Source organism: Serratia sp. JSRIV001 (assembly GCF_019968745.1).
In the GTDB taxonomy this organism is placed as follows: domain Bacteria; phylum Pseudomonadota; class Gammaproteobacteria; order Enterobacterales; family Enterobacteriaceae; genus Chania; species Chania fonticola_B.
Map to the genome: position 1 here is coordinate 3203310 of NZ_CP074147.1, position 13374 is coordinate 3216683.

General features: G+C 54.6%; 12 protein-coding genes and 1 tRNA gene. 6 read left to right on the forward strand and 7 right to left on the reverse strand.

Features of this window, described 5'->3' with window-relative positions; translation table 11 throughout:
• Window positions 1-11 precede the first annotated feature (11 nt).
• Entirely contained in the window at window positions 12-1652 is a 1641-nt protein-coding gene (locus KGP17_RS14655) for an AarF/ABC1/UbiB kinase family protein (protein WP_223497798.1), read from the forward strand.
• A 144-nt stretch (window positions 1653-1796) separates the two neighbouring features.
• On the forward strand, window positions 1797-2360 hold the full coding sequence (locus KGP17_RS14660) for a lipoprotein (RefSeq protein WP_024486936.1): 564 nt from the start codon (window positions 1797-1799) through the stop codon (window positions 2358-2360).
• Between the two features lie 40 nt (window positions 2361-2400).
• Here KGP17_RS14660 and KGP17_RS14665 read toward each other — a convergent pair whose 3' ends face one another.
• From KGP17_RS14665 to ghrA, 3 genes are all read right to left on the reverse strand, one after another.
• Entirely contained in the window at window positions 2401-2979 is a 579-nt protein-coding gene (locus tag KGP17_RS14665; protein WP_021806676.1) for a molecular chaperone, read from the reverse strand.
• A 38-nt stretch (window positions 2980-3017) separates the two neighbouring features.
• Window positions 3018-3755 carry a phosphatase gene (locus KGP17_RS14670; RefSeq protein ID WP_021806677.1) on the reverse strand — a complete coding sequence of 246 codons (738 nt, stop codon included), beginning with the start codon at window positions 3753-3755 and terminating at the stop codon, window positions 3018-3020.
• A gap of 106 nt (window positions 3756-3861) precedes the next feature.
• Window positions 3862-4803 (reverse strand): glyoxylate/hydroxypyruvate reductase GhrA, encoded by a 942-nt coding sequence (gene ghrA / locus KGP17_RS14675; protein WP_223497799.1) that lies wholly within the window; start codon window positions 4801-4803, stop codon window positions 3862-3864.
• A gap of 223 nt (window positions 4804-5026) precedes the next feature.
• Here ghrA and KGP17_RS14680 point away from each other — a divergent pair.
• A tRNA-Ser gene (locus KGP17_RS14680) sits at window positions 5027-5116 on the forward strand.
• Between the two features lie 274 nt (window positions 5117-5390).
• Here the strand turns inward: KGP17_RS14680 and KGP17_RS14685 are convergent.
• The 4 genes from KGP17_RS14685 to lsrR form a co-directional block, all read right to left on the reverse strand.
• Window positions 5391-6401, reverse strand: coding sequence for an AI-2E family transporter (locus tag KGP17_RS14685; RefSeq protein WP_021181122.1), 1011 nt, complete (start codon window positions 6399-6401; stop codon window positions 5391-5393).
• A gap of 131 nt (window positions 6402-6532) precedes the next feature.
• Window positions 6533-6883, reverse strand: coding sequence for a cupin domain-containing protein (locus KGP17_RS14690; RefSeq protein WP_115158819.1), 351 nt, complete (start codon window positions 6881-6883; stop codon window positions 6533-6535).
• A gap of 11 nt (window positions 6884-6894) precedes the next feature.
• Window positions 6895-8487, reverse strand: coding sequence for an autoinducer-2 kinase (gene lsrK / locus KGP17_RS14695; protein WP_223497800.1), 1593 nt, complete (start codon window positions 8485-8487; stop codon window positions 6895-6897).
• 52 nt (window positions 8488-8539) lie between these two features.
• On the reverse strand, window positions 8540-9505 hold the full coding sequence (lsrR, locus tag KGP17_RS14700; RefSeq protein ID WP_059201007.1) for a transcriptional regulator LsrR: 966 nt from the start codon (window positions 9503-9505) through the stop codon (window positions 8540-8542).
• 249 nt (window positions 9506-9754) lie between these two features.
• Between lsrR and lsrA the strand changes: the two genes are divergently transcribed.
• Genes lsrA through lsrD form a run of 3 tightly spaced genes read left to right on the forward strand, consistent with a single transcriptional unit; the run spans window position 9755 to window position 13364 of the window.
• Window positions 9755-11323, forward strand: coding sequence for an autoinducer 2 ABC transporter ATP-binding protein LsrA (gene lsrA, locus KGP17_RS14705; RefSeq protein ID WP_021806685.1), 1569 nt, complete (start codon window positions 9755-9757; stop codon window positions 11321-11323).
• Window positions 11317-12366, forward strand: coding sequence for an autoinducer 2 ABC transporter permease LsrC (lsrC, locus tag KGP17_RS14710; protein ID WP_021806686.1), 1050 nt, complete (start codon window positions 11317-11319; stop codon window positions 12364-12366). The genes lsrA and lsrC overlap by 7 nt, the downstream gene beginning before the upstream one ends.
• A complete protein-coding gene (gene lsrD, locus KGP17_RS14715) occupies window positions 12363-13364 on the forward strand; it encodes an autoinducer 2 ABC transporter permease LsrD (protein WP_223497801.1) in 1002 nt (333 codons plus the stop codon). Before lsrC ends, lsrD begins: the two co-directional genes overlap by 4 nt.
• The last annotated feature ends 10 nt before the right edge of the window (window positions 13365-13374 follow it).

Below are 13374 nucleotides of genomic sequence, written 5' to 3' on the forward strand. Positions count from 1 at the left end.
GCCACGCGCAGATGCTAAAAATGTTTTTTGTCACCGCTCGTGACCGCGCCAGGCTGCAAGAAATCTCATCCGTACTGATCCGTTACGGTTTGCAGGACGTGATCAGGCTGCTCGGGTTAGGCAAGATGCTTGGCGGCCTGAGCAGCGGCGGCGTGGAGGTTGATAATCAGACATTGCCAGAACGTCTGCGCGCGGCCCTGGAAGCTCTGGGGCCAACCTTCGTTAAATTCGGCCAGATCCTGGCCACCCGTACCGACCTGCTGGAACAGCGCTGGACCGACGAGCTGGAGCGCCTGCATAGCCAGGCGACAACCCTACCTTGGGAAAAGCTGGCTGCGCAGATCACCGCAGACCTGGGCAGCGACCCTCAGCAGGTCTTTGCCCAATTTGATCCGATCCCGCTAGCCGCCGCCTCCATGGCGCAAATATACCGCGCCCGCCTGCACAGTGGCGAGTCGGTGGTGGTAAAAGTGTTGCGCCCCGGATTAGCCAAAACCATTCATGCCGATCTGCGCCTGTTGGCCTATCTGGCAGAAACCGTGGAGCAACAAAGCCCGGCGCTGGCGCGTTATCGCCCGCACCAGATGGTGCAAACGCTGGCTACCGCGCTTAATCACGAGCTGGACCTGACGCATGAAGGAAATAATTGCGATCGGGTTGCGGAACACTTTGCCAAACAGCCCGACGTGGTGATCCCGAAAATTTATTGGCAGCACTCGTCAAAACGCCTGCTGGTACAACAATATCTACCCGGCATCGCGCCCGAAAATCCGCAACAATTAGCCGCCGCCGGGTTCGATGGCCCGTTGCTGGCACAGCGTGGCGCGCAGGCTTTTATGGCCATGGTGCTGGAACATCGGCTTTATCACGCCGATCCTCATCCCGGTAACGTAATGGCCCTGGGTGACAACCACGTAGGGTTTATCGATTTTGGCATGGTTGGCCAACTGTCGGAACGGCGGCGCAATCAGCTGCTGCTGTTGCTGCAGGCCATTGCGGAGCGCCAGAGCGACGGCATCGTCAATACGCTGATCGCCTGGTCTGACAGCCAGGAGCTGGATCTGATCGATCTGGAACAAGCTGCGCAAAACTTTCTCGATAAGCAGGCTTCGAGCACCCTGACGCTAGGCAAGGCACTCACCGACCTGTTGGTGATGGCCCGCGAGCACCAACTACCGTTGCCCCCCGATCTGGTGCTGTTATTCAAGGCACTGATCACCGCAGATGGCGTTTTGCACCGCTTGGATCCCGCCTTTGATATCGTTGCCACTCTGAAACCGATGCTGCGCCAGGTGATGCTCCAGCGCTATACGCCTGAAGCGCTGCGCCGTCGTGCTCTATTGCTGGGTGGTGAGGCGCTGGACGCCGGAGAGGAACTGCCACAGGCCATTCGTTTGCTGATGCGTCGTTTAAAGCAGGGCAAGATAGACGCCGAAATCAACGTCAAGAACCTCAGCCAGCTCAGCAAGGCTCTGGAACGTGCGGCTGTCACGCTGGCCATTGCGATCGTCACGGCGGCATTCGCACTGGGGCTGGCTCCCTATCTAATGCGTTCCACCAGCCAGCTGTGGGGAATTCCTCTGTTCCCGGCGCTTGGCGGGTTAACCTGTCTGGGAGGCGTGGTGCTGTTGGTATGGCGGCTGCGGCGATAGGTAATTTCAGCCTTATCCGACCAGGTAAAAAACCCTTTGCGCCGCGTCATCTGTTATCCTGCAAGCTGAAATTTTTCTTTGCTGGCAGTCACCTTTGGTTTGCAACAGTCAAAGTCTGCCGCATTTTCGTTTTACGAGGTTTGAATGAAGAAGATCCTGATGGGCATGGCCGCCCTGGTCGTTGCCGGTACGCTTGTCGGCTGTAACCAGCTTACCCAATACAGCGTCAGCGAGCAGGAAGTGAATAATTACCTGCAAAAACACAACGACTACCAAAAGCAGATCGGCGTGCCAGGGTTGGTTGATGCCAATATCGTGTTAACCCAGTTGCAGAGCCAGATTGGCCGCACTGAACCTAACAAGGTGACACTTTCTGGTAATGCCAAGGTCAATATCACTTCGATCCTCGGGCCACAGGCCGCCGATTTGCAGCTAACGTTGAAGGCGCAACCGGTCTACGACCGCGAAAAGGGAGCGATCTTCCTCAAAGACATGGAGTTGGTCGATTACCAGGTACAGCCGGAGAAGATGGATACGGTGATGAAGGCTTTATCGCCTTACCTGAACCAGTCGTTGAAATCGTATTTCGATCAGAAACCGGTATATGTTCTCAATGCGGATAAGAGCAAAACGGAAGCCATGGCACTCAAACTGGCTAAAGGGTTGGAAGTGAAGCCCGGTCAGTTGGTGATCCCGTTTACCGACTAATCGTTGTTAGGGGCGCAGTGCTTGCTGCGCCCTCGTTCATTTACTCTTGTTCGTCCTTCCCTTCTTCATCCTGCTCATATTCTGCTAGCTCATCACACATAGCTGCGATGGCGTGGCGAGCGATCTCTGACAAAGTACGGTAAAAACCGCTGGTGGCATGTGCTTCAACCTTACCCAGGAAGCGGCCACACCAAGGCAGCAAGAACTCGTTAAACAGCGTGATTTGCGCCTGGACCTCATCTTCCTGCGACTGATCTTCCAGCCAGGAGGCGGCCAGCAGCAGCAAACCGAAATGATCGGCTGGCGCTTCGCCTAATGGCATCCCACGCTGCTGGAGAAATACCCGCACGTCCGCTTCGCTGGCACCTTCAACGTAGGACGAACGCAGTGGTGACACACTACATTCGCTGCCGACAAACAGAGCGTTAAAATCGGCGGCCAACTGCGGATCGGTACAATGCTGTTGCAAACGAGTCAGCAGTTCGTCCTGCTCGAGCGGCCAGTGCTGTTGCAGTTTGCCCTCTTTGATCAAGGTAAACAGCGGCTCCAACAACGGATCCTGCGGCTGGCGGTAAAACAGCGTGCCCAACACCCGGCAGACAACGGAAAACTCATTCATGATAACACCCTATAAAACCAAAATTTGCCGTGACGATGTCACAGATCGGCTAATTCCGCAATTGCCGGTCTGCCACGCTGCTCAAGAAAGCTCAGGATCCGGCGCGGTGACACATTTAAAATGCGCTCCTGCGGGAAATTCACTTCTTCAATGATACGTTCGCAGTGTTCAAAACCACCGAGAGCAAAAGCCACGTGCGAGTCTGAGCCTAATGCCAGCCAGCCGCCCGCGTCACGCACGGCGGCCGCTATCGCACGGCAGTTTGATTCACTGCCCTTGCGTGAATGAATAAACGAAGAGTTATTCAGTTCCAGCGCTACCTGATATTTGGCTGCCGCTGCGGCTATCGCCGGGATATCGACCGGATATTTGGGGTTGCCCGGATGGCTGATGATATGGACATCGCCCTGCGCCATGGCGGCAATCATCGCCTCAGTGTTGGCGGCCCGATCCTGCGGTGCAAATACCGGCTCATGGAACCCGGCAATAATCAGATCGATTTCGTTGAGCATGGGTCCGGTGCAGTCGATATCACCGGCCAGGTTTTTGATATTGGCTTCAATGCCGCGCAGAATGCCAATGCCATCCACCAGGCGTGGCCACACACGCATGTTCATAAAGTGCCAGTAGTGTGGTGCATCGGCCATATCCGGCCCGTGGTCAGTGATGGCGAACAGTTTGATGCCTTTTTGTTTCGCTTCGGCGATATAGTCGTGCAGGGTGCTATAGGCATGGGTACTGGCTACGGTATGCATATGTAAATCAACGGGGTACATTCTTTCTCCTTCTTAGGCCCTCGCCAGGGTCAGCGGATGTCGGGCCGATCCTTGTTCATGATAGCAGTTAACGCAGCTATCGACATGTTAGCGGGTTGTGAAAGCATCAATAGCCACGCTGAATATCAACCAGGCCTGAAGGCTGTTCACCCGCCTCAAGCCGCAGAAGGTTGGCGCTAACCTGATCCATCGCCTGTTCCGGTAGGGTAACAGCAGCAATATGCGGCGTAATCGTGACACGAGGATGACGCCAGAAGGCATGAGCGGACGGTAACGGTTCGTTGACGAAGACGTCAAGCATGGCGGCCGTCAGTTGTCCTTGTGCCAACATCGCCAGCAGATCGTCTTCCACCAGATGGGCACCGCGCGCAATGTTGATCAGGTAAGCGCCCGGCACCAAACGGCTAAACAACTGGCGGTTGAGGATACCCGCCGTTTCAGGCGTATTAGGCAACAGGTTGATCAGCAAGCGCGTGCCATCAAGAAACGCTGCTAGCTGAGGTTGCCCGGCAAAACTCTGTACGTGCTCAATCTGCTTGGGGCTGCGGCTCCAGCAGCGGACGTTAAAACCGAACGCCACCAGCTTTTGCGCCACGCTTTTCCCCAACACCCCAGCGCCCAGAATGCCGATAGTGAAATCGCTCTGCTGATGAGGCTCAAGCGGCAACCAGTTCTGCTGCTGTTGCTGCAACTGATACTCATCAAAACGGCGAAAATAACGCAACACGCTGGCCAACGCGTATTCATCCATCTGCTGTGCCATGCCGGTATCCTCCAGCCGGATCACCGGCACTCCCGCCGGTAGGCTGCCGGGATGCTGGCGCTCCTGTTCAAGGATGGCGTCGACGCCAGCCCCCAGGGCAAAGATCCCTTTCAGATCGCGGCGGTTGGCCAGCATCTCATAAGGTGGCCGCCATACCAGCGCGTAGTCCGCCGGACGATCGTCGCCCGGTTGCCATGCCCGGATATTCGCCTGTGGTAAGCGCTTCGCCATGCCTGCCAGCCACTCTTGCGCATCAAAAAACGGGTGATAGAAAATGATATTCACTGCCGGTTCCCTTGTTGGGTGGATTTTAGTTATCCTTTCGCGCTTTGCCGCACGATGCAAGAATAAACTGACACTGGGAGGGAGGAATTATCGTGCGACAAATCAGCAGATTGCTGGAAGTTTGGCTAAACGCGCGCGGTAATGTCACAAGACTATTGACGCTGGGATCAGATTCTCCTACATTAGCGCCCGTCGACAGCGTAAACGTTGCCGATGACAAAACGGTGAGGTGTCTGAGTGGCTGAAGGAGCACGCCTGGAAAGTGTGTATACGCGTAAGTGTATCGAGGGTTCGAACCCCTCCCTCACCGCCATCTTATAAGAAAGAGTCTGAACTTACGTTCAGACTCTTTTTTTTGCATATTCCCCAGTCTGGGAGGGGTGAGAAGCCTCGACAGGGTTCGACAAAATGGCCCGCACCGCAGGGACATTTTGGACGGCCGACCGGCCGCCCGTAGGGTGAGCTTGCGAATCAAGCCCGACCTCACCGCCATTTTAAATGAGAAAGCCTGAATTCACATTCAGGCTTTTTTATTGCATGTACCACACTCTGGGAGGGGTGAGAAGCCTCGACAGGGTTCCCCCCCTTCAAATCAGCTTGGCTTCCCTGAGTTCACTTTTCAGATAGGCGTAATAAATAGGAGCGGCAACCACGCCAGCCAGGCCGAATGCCGCCTCAAACACCAACATCGCCAGCAAGATCTCCCAGGAGTTAGCCCTGATCTTAGTGCCGACAATGCGGGCATTGAGGAAATACTCAAACTTGTGGATCACGATCAGGTAGAGCAGCGCAATCAGTGCCACTCCGAGTGAAACCGACAGGCCAGAGATGAAAACAATGGTATTGGAGATCAGATTGCCGATCACCGGCAGCAGGCCAAAGATAAAGGTAAATACCACCAGCGTTTTCGCCAACGGGATATGGATCCCACACAGCGGTAGCACACCAAGGATAAAGATAGCCGAGAAGAAGGTATTGATTGCCGATATTTTAACCTGAGCAAACACAATATTGCGGAACGCCTGTGATAGCAGGGAAATCCTTTTCATCAGCTCACTTTTCAGTAATGGCCGCTCCTCGCTGCTATCAATGTTATACAGTGAGACGATGGCACCGAGCACCATCCCGATCAGCATGGTCACCAGGCCATGCAGTACGCTTTTACCCATAGTCTGCAGCAGCGCTATGTGCTGTTGTAGACGGCTCAGGATCTCGTTCTTCAGTTCTGCCACACTCAACGGCAGATAGCCCGGCATATATTTTGCCACCTCTTGCTGGACATCCTGCAGGATGAACGCAATACGGGTGTTGATGCCAGAGATATTCTTCATATCCTGCATCAGATAGCCGACGATACTCCCCACAATGGCGATCAACAGGCTGACCACCAAAGTGCTGATCACTGCCACCACCAGCCATCTGGCCCGATGGCCGCCAATCACCTTCTGAAAATGTGGCGTAAGGATATTCACGATCTCGTAAACCAGAAAACCCGCCATAAAGCAGGTAAGAAGATGCAACGGCAACAGCAGCAGGATCCCCCCCATCACAAAGATGAAACTGATTATCCTGGCCTGTTTGACATTCATTATCTGCATTGTTACTCGCTTGTCCTTGAGAGGATAGGATTTTTAAGTACCTGTTTTAGTATTATGTTTTATTTAACATGCCAAACAGAACAGGACAACTTAAATCACCTGGCTTCAAGGCGGGAACTCAGGCTTTCGCCTTAATAACTCTCAGGCTCTGCGGGATGACTATCCCCTAAAATATGCGGCGATTTCACAAATACCCCTTTCCACGGTATCGAGCCAGTATTGACCAGGAAATGCGCCTCGCCAGGATCACACTGCAACACATCCCCTTCACGCAGCATGTGCATCTCCCCCTCCAGATACAGGCACACTTCCCCACTGATAGTATAAAAGACTTCGCAAACCTCCTTGTGACGGTGATTTCTAAATGACTGCCCTGGCTGTAACACCACGACGCCCATATCGCACATCGGCCCACGGATCAGGTATTTGGGGCCATTGTCGCCGAAGCGATAGTCGTGATCCATTTCATTGGTCTTGATCATGATACCCTCCTTTAAAGGCCGGGAGCCTTCCACATTGAGGTCGTCAACCCGTGATCAACCAAACCAAGTTGATCCAGATACACCTCCAGCCATTTTTGACGTGCCTGTTGATAAACCTCACTGTTATCTGGGTTCGGGATATGTTCCCTATCCCAACGCACCAGGCTCTCCCCCGCATCTGCCAACGACGAATAGACCCCTACCCCCACACCAGCCGCAATAGCACATCCCAGCGCGGTAGCTTCCTTAACCACCGGGACTCGTACGGTCAGCCCGGTGACATCGGCCAGGATCTGGCTCCAGAGCGTGCCTTTTGAACCACCGCCCGCAAACACCAGCGAATCGGCTTTGACACCTGAAAACTCGGCGATTTGTTGTAGATTACAGGCCGACACGATGGCCGCGTTCTCTTCAAGGGCGCGGAACAACGTAGCTTTGTTGCACTTTTCCGGATCGATCGACAGGTTGATAAATGAGGGGGCGGCGTGATACCAGTTCTTAAAGCGCATGACATCGGAGAAGATGGGCATCACGCCATGAGCACCTGATGGTACCCGCCTGGCCATATCTTCCAGCAAGGCATAGGTATCCACGCCCAGACGTTCACCAATCAGCTTCTCCTCGGCGCAGAAGGCATCGCGGAACCAACGCATGGTCAGGCCGGTAAAAAAGCTGATGGATTCAGCCTGAGCCATTCCCGGGATCACATGCGGGTTAATGCGCACATTCATATTGGGATCGGTAACCGGCGCAGGAAGGTTCACCACCTGCTGCCAGAACGTTCCGCCCAATACGGCGGTCTGTGCTGGTCTGACAATGCCAAGACCCACGCATCCCAGTTGGACATCACCTCCCCCGACAATCACCGGTGTGCCCGCCCTCAGGCCTGACAATGACGCGGCATTGGCCGTCACCGCCCCCAACGGCGTTCCCGTCTCTTTTACCGGTGAAAGGATGTCAGAACGCAGGCCCGCCATTTCCAACAGGCCTTTTCTCCAGTCTCGGGTGACCAGATCAAGCAACCCGGTCGTCCCGGCATTTGATGGGTCGACCGCAAGTTCACCGCTGAGCATATAAGCCAGCCAGTCACTGATCATGGTAACCGCAGCTGCCTGGCGATAGATATCAGGGCGGTAATGCGCCAACCACAGCAGCCGGGGCATGGCGCTGAGCGCCAGTGTCTGCCCTGAACAACGGTAAACCTCATCTTCAAAAGTATGGTTGTGGATCTCTTTTAACTCGCTGACCTCACGCGTTGCCCGTGCATCTACGTTGGCACATGCCCAAATCGGCTGACCTTCTGCATCATAGATCACAATCCCTTCACGCATTGAACACGCAGCTACGGACGCAATTGCCTCCGGTGCAATGGCCGCCATCTTTAACGCCTGATGGATGCATTGGCAGGTGAGGTGCCAGTTTTTGGCAAGATCGAATTCCATGGAGCCCGGTACATCAGGGACCGCCAAATGTTGCCATTCGGCTTGCCCTACTGAGACTTGATTGCCTTCCAAATCAAAAATTACCGCTCTGATGCTGCCGGTACCGGCATCCAGAGCCATCAGGTATTGACCTGATGTGGCAGGAGTACAGAGTCGAGCCATGAGTTTGTCCTCGGCTGGTGTTTGAGACAGTCTGTTACATTGCTATTAACCTTTACTTTCCAATAAGTTTGAGCATTTCTGCCGCCGTGTCCTGATCGGTGACCAACGCGTTTATATAGCCGCCCTTCAATGCCGCCACTATCGCTTCGGCTTTTGCTACTCCCCCCGCAACCCCGACAACGGTAGGTATGGTGGCAAGCGCGCTCAAGCTCAGCCCTATCAATTCTTGATGAATTTGCATGTCGGGAATAATGTCGCCGCTGGCATCGAAAAAGTAGCCAAGAATATCGCCAACAGCGCCTTTGCGGCCAATCATCAGTTGCTCGCCTTCGGTGATATAGCCAGCGCGTAAAATGGTAGCGGCATCTTTTTGACTCACCGCACCGATCCCAACGACGGCGACATCGGCAGCCTGGGCCGCCAGCAGCACGTCCCTGACGCTATTTTCATCCCGCAGGGTACGGGCAATATCGGCAGAGGAAGCGCGCAATGGCGCTGGGATCATGCTGACGCTGCAGGCCGCATCCAACTGACCAATCCCGGTCATATAAGGCCCTACACCACCGGAAAGCGTAACCAGGCGAATTTGCTGCGAAGAAATGAAGCCGCTGAGCCTTTTCAAGGTGCTCATGGCGGCCTCACCAAATCCCGCCGCCAACATCTGTTGCGGCTGCAGCGATTCCATCAACATGTGTGCCGCACCGATCCCCAACCTCGCGCTGTCATCAGCATCGGCCAAGGAGGGCAATACGCGAATGTTTTTCAGGTCAAAATGTTTTTTCAACGCATCTTCATACTGTAGGCAACCTTCAAAGCGGGAGTTAATCTGCACCCGAATGATCCCAGACTGATGCCCTTTCTCCAGCAAACGCGAAACTTTAAGCCGCGTTAGCCCAAGCCGGGTACTGATCTCACTTTGCGTCAGCCCATCGTGATAATAGAACCAGGCGATGCGGGCAACCTGCTCCTCCTCGCACATGCCATGTTCGGTAATCAATGCACTGTCATTTATCGTCATAAATCCGCTTCTCTTTGAACATTTTTAAATCTTGAACACAATTGTTCCGCCATCGCTCAACAATAGCTGTGAGTCATGCCACAAATATACACCAAATTTGAACATCGGTTTCCACAGAACACAATTATTCAAAAAACGTGATCGCAGTGATGGTTTTATCGCCAAACCATGACTAAGGTTATGAACAATTAGTTTTCTAAAAAATATTTGTTCAACTCAGTCGCTCATCTTTGAGTGAACGGAGGCAAGATGCAAACCGGTGAATACCCAGACCCACCTCTGCTCTGTGTACAAAATATCAATAAGCACTATTCCGGTGTTGCGGTGCTGAAAGGTATCGACTTTACCTTGCACGCCGGGGAGGTACATGCCCTGCTCGGTGGCAATGGCGCAGGGAAGTCCACGCTGATGAAGATCATTGCTGGCGTAGTACCACCGGACGGCGGCGCTATCGAGATCAATGGCCAGCGTTGTGCCAGCCTGACCCCGGTAAAAGCGCATCAACTGGGGATCTATCTGGTGCCGCAGGAACCGTTGTTGTTCCCCAGCCTGTCGGTTAAAGAGAATATTCTGTTTGGTCTGCCTGCCAAGCGGGCTGCTGTTGAAAAAATGCAGCAATTACTCGAACTGTTGGGATGCAAGCTTGAGCCCAACAGTATGGCAGGGTCGCTGGATGTGGCTGACCGCCAGATTGTAGAGATCATGCGGGGATTAATGCGTGATTCCCAGATCCTGATCCTGGATGAACCCACGGCGTCGCTGACGCCTGCCGAAACGGACAGACTATTTGCCCGCCTGCATGAACTGCTTGGCAAAGGTGTCGGTATCGTCTTTATTTCCCATAAGCTGCCGGAAATCCGCCAGATTGCCGACCGCGTTAGCGTAATGCGTGACGGCAAAATCGCCCTGACGGGGAAAACCGCCTCGCTGACCACGGATGAGATTATTCAGGCAATCACCCCAGCCGCCCGTAATGTGGATCTCTCCGCTAGCCAGAAACTGTGGCTCGAACTGCCTGGCAATCGGCCAGCCAACCCTCAGGGCAAAGCCGTATTGCAGTTGAGGGAACTCACTGGAGAAGGCTTCCGGCAGGTGACACTCAACGTCCACGCCGGGGAAATCCTGGGTCTGGCTGGCCTGGTCGGTTCCGGGCGCACCGAGTTGGCTGAAACGCTGTATGGATTACGCCCAGCCAGTGCGGGCAGCATCCTGCTCAATGGTGAAGAGATCGCGCAACTGAGCACCCGCCAGCGGTTGCAGCGCGGGCTGATCTATTTACCGGAAGACCGGCAGTCTTCCGGGCTGTATCTGGATTCATCGTTATCCTGGAACGTCTGTGCCCTGACCCATAATAACGGCGGGTTCTGGGCCCATCCACAGCGTGATAACGCAACGCTTGAACGTTATCGCCGGGCACTGAATATCAAATTCAACCACCCAGAACAACCGGCCCGCACCCTGTCTGGCGGTAATCAACAAAAAATACTGATCGCCAAATGCCTGGAAGCATCGCCACAGTTGCTGATCGTTGATGAACCGACCCGTGGCGTCGACGTCGGTGCACGCAACGATATCTATCAGCTCATTCGGAGCATTGCCCAACAGCATGTCGCTATCCTGTTTATTTCATCCGATCTCGAAGAGATAGCCATGATGTCCGATCGCGTCTGCATCATGCACCAGGGCGAGGTGGCAAGCAGCGCTCTGTGTGGCAACGAGATTACTGTGGATACCATCATGCATATGGCCTTTGGCGAACAACACGTCGTATCTCCCTCCTCCTATCAACCTCATACCAACGGGGAGACCTCATGCTAAAGATAATACAAAACAACCGAGAGCTGACGGCGCTGCTGGCCATCATCGCTCTGTTTGCGCTACTGGGGAGCATTGATAGCAGCTATTTCAGTTTTCAGACGCTGACCATGATCTTCAGCAGTTCGCAAATCCTGATGTTGCTGGCCATCGGCGCGGCGCTGGTCATGCTGACCCGTAACATTGATGTCTCCGTCGGTTCCATCACCGGGATGTGTGCGGTGCTGCTTGGGATAACGCTCAATGCCGGGTACAGCTTGCCCGTCGCCTTTGGCGTCACGCTGCTACTCGGTTTGCTGGCGGGCTTTTTTAATGGCGTGCTGGTCGCCTGGTTTAAAATTCCTGCCATAGTCGCCACTCTGGGCACCCTTGGTCTTTATCGTGGCATCATGCTGCTATGGACCGGCGGTAAATGGATCGAAGGGTTGCCAAGCTCGCTCAAGCAGCTTTCTTCACCGGTGCTGCTGGGCATCTCACCGATTGGCTGGCTAACCTTACTGCTGGTGGCGTTAATGGCCTGGCTACTGTTGAAAACCTCATTCGGCCGCAGCTTCTATGCCACCGGTGACAACCTGCAGGGGGCTCGTCAACTCGGTATCCGCACCGAGGCCATCCGCATCATCGCTTTCTCACTGAATGGGCTAATGGCAGCGCTCGCCGGGATCGTGTTTGCCGCACAGATTGGCTTTATTCCAAATCAAACCGGCACCGGCCTGGAAATGAAGGCTATTGCCGCCTGCGTGCTGGGAGGCATCAGCCTGCTTGGTGGCTCTGGCACGGTGGTGGGGGCCATTTTGGGAGCCTATTTCCTGACGCAGATCGACAGCGTGCTGGTACTGTTGCGCATTCCCGCCTGGTGGAACGACTTTATCGCTGGCCTGGTTTTGTTGGGGGTTCTGGTGTTTGATGGCCGCCTGCGCTGTGCCCTGCAAAAGAATATCCGCCGCCAGAAGTATGCCAGGTTTATCGATCCTCCACCCTCGGCCCCCACATCCCCTCACACCACCCAACTCCCTGCCCAGGGAAAAAAACGGGAGATCGCATGATGGCACAATGGCGACGTTTCGGCTGGGAACTGGCGCTGGCCGCCCTGCTGCTGATTGAGATCCTGGCGTTCGGGGTCGTAAATCCACGCATGCAGGACATTAATGTCCTGCTGTTCAGCACCAGCGATTTTATCTGTATTGGCATTGTGGCACTGCCGTTAACCATGGTGATCGTCAGTGGCGGCATTGATATTTCATTTGGTTCCACCATTGGCCTGTGCGCCATTGCGCTAGGAGTGATGTTCCAGGCGGGCCTGCCCTTGCCGTTGGCAATAGCGATAACGCTGGCCCTGGGCGCCCTGTGCGGTTTGATCAACGCCGGCTTGATCATCTACACCGGTATCAATCCTCTAGTGATCACCCTCGGCACCATGTACCTGTTTGGCGGTAGCGCCCTGCTGCTTTCGGGCATCTCTGGTGCCACCGGCTATGAAGGCATCGGCGGATTCCCGATGGTCTTTACCGATTTCGCCAACCTGACCGTGTTCGGCCTACCAGTACCGCTGACCTTCTTTATGGTCTGTGTGCTGCTGTGCTGGCTGCTGATGCACCGGACACATGCAGGGCGCAACATCTTCCTGATTGGCCAAAGCCAGCGCGTGGCGCAATACAGTGCGATCCCGGTTAACCGAACGCTGTACGCACTCTATGCAATGACCGGCTTTGCTTCAGCCATCGCTGCGGTGCTGCTGGTTTCCTACTTTGGTTCGGCTCGTTCCGACCTCGGCGCCTCTTTCCTGATGCCAGCCATCACGGCGGTAGTACTTGGCGGGGCAAATATTTACGGCGGCTCAGGTTCCATTCTCGGTACCGCCGTAGCCGTCTTGCTGGTCGGTTATCTGCAACAAGGATTACAAATGGCTGGCGTGCCCAATCAGATCTCCAGCGCACTTTCCGGAGCGCTGCTGATTATTGTCGTCGTTGGCCGCTCCATCAGCCTGCATCGGCATCAAATCAGAGAGTGGATCCAACGGCGCAGCAGCATCCATCAGGTTTGAACGATGACAT

What these genes read in the sequence shown, in the direction of transcription:
- KGP17_RS14655 (WP_223497798.1), top strand. Translation starts at nt 12, where the DNA reads ATGCTAAAAATGTTTTTTGTCACCGCTCGTGACCGCGCCAGGCTGCAA.
- KGP17_RS14660 (WP_024486936.1), top strand. Translation starts at nt 1,797, where the DNA reads ATGAAGAAGATCCTGATGGGCATGGCCGCCCTGGTCGTTGCCGGTACG.
- KGP17_RS14665 (WP_021806676.1), bottom strand. Translation starts at nt 2,979, where the DNA reads ATGAATGAGTTTTCCGTTGTCTGCCGGGTGTTGGGCACGCTGTTTTAC.
- KGP17_RS14670 (WP_021806677.1), bottom strand. Translation starts at nt 3,755, where the DNA reads ATGTACCCCGTTGATTTACATATGCATACCGTAGCCAGTACCCATGCC.
- KGP17_RS14685 (WP_021181122.1), bottom strand. Translation starts at nt 6,401, where the DNA reads ATGCAGATAATGAATGTCAAACAGGCCAGGATAATCAGTTTCATCTTT.
- KGP17_RS14690 (WP_115158819.1), bottom strand. Translation starts at nt 6,883, where the DNA reads ATGATCAAGACCAATGAAATGGATCACGACTATCGCTTCGGCGACAAT.
- lsrK (WP_223497800.1), bottom strand. Translation starts at nt 8,487, where the DNA reads ATGGCTCGACTCTGTACTCCTGCCACATCAGGTCAATACCTGATGGCT.
- lsrR (WP_059201007.1), bottom strand. Translation starts at nt 9,505, where the DNA reads ATGACGATAAATGACAGTGCATTGATTACCGAACATGGCATGTGCGAG.
- lsrA (WP_021806685.1), top strand. Translation starts at nt 9,755, where the DNA reads ATGCAAACCGGTGAATACCCAGACCCACCTCTGCTCTGTGTACAAAAT.
- lsrC (WP_021806686.1), top strand. Translation starts at nt 11,317, where the DNA reads ATGCTAAAGATAATACAAAACAACCGAGAGCTGACGGCGCTGCTGGCC.
- lsrD (WP_223497801.1), top strand. Translation starts at nt 12,363, where the DNA reads ATGATGGCACAATGGCGACGTTTCGGCTGGGAACTGGCGCTGGCCGCC.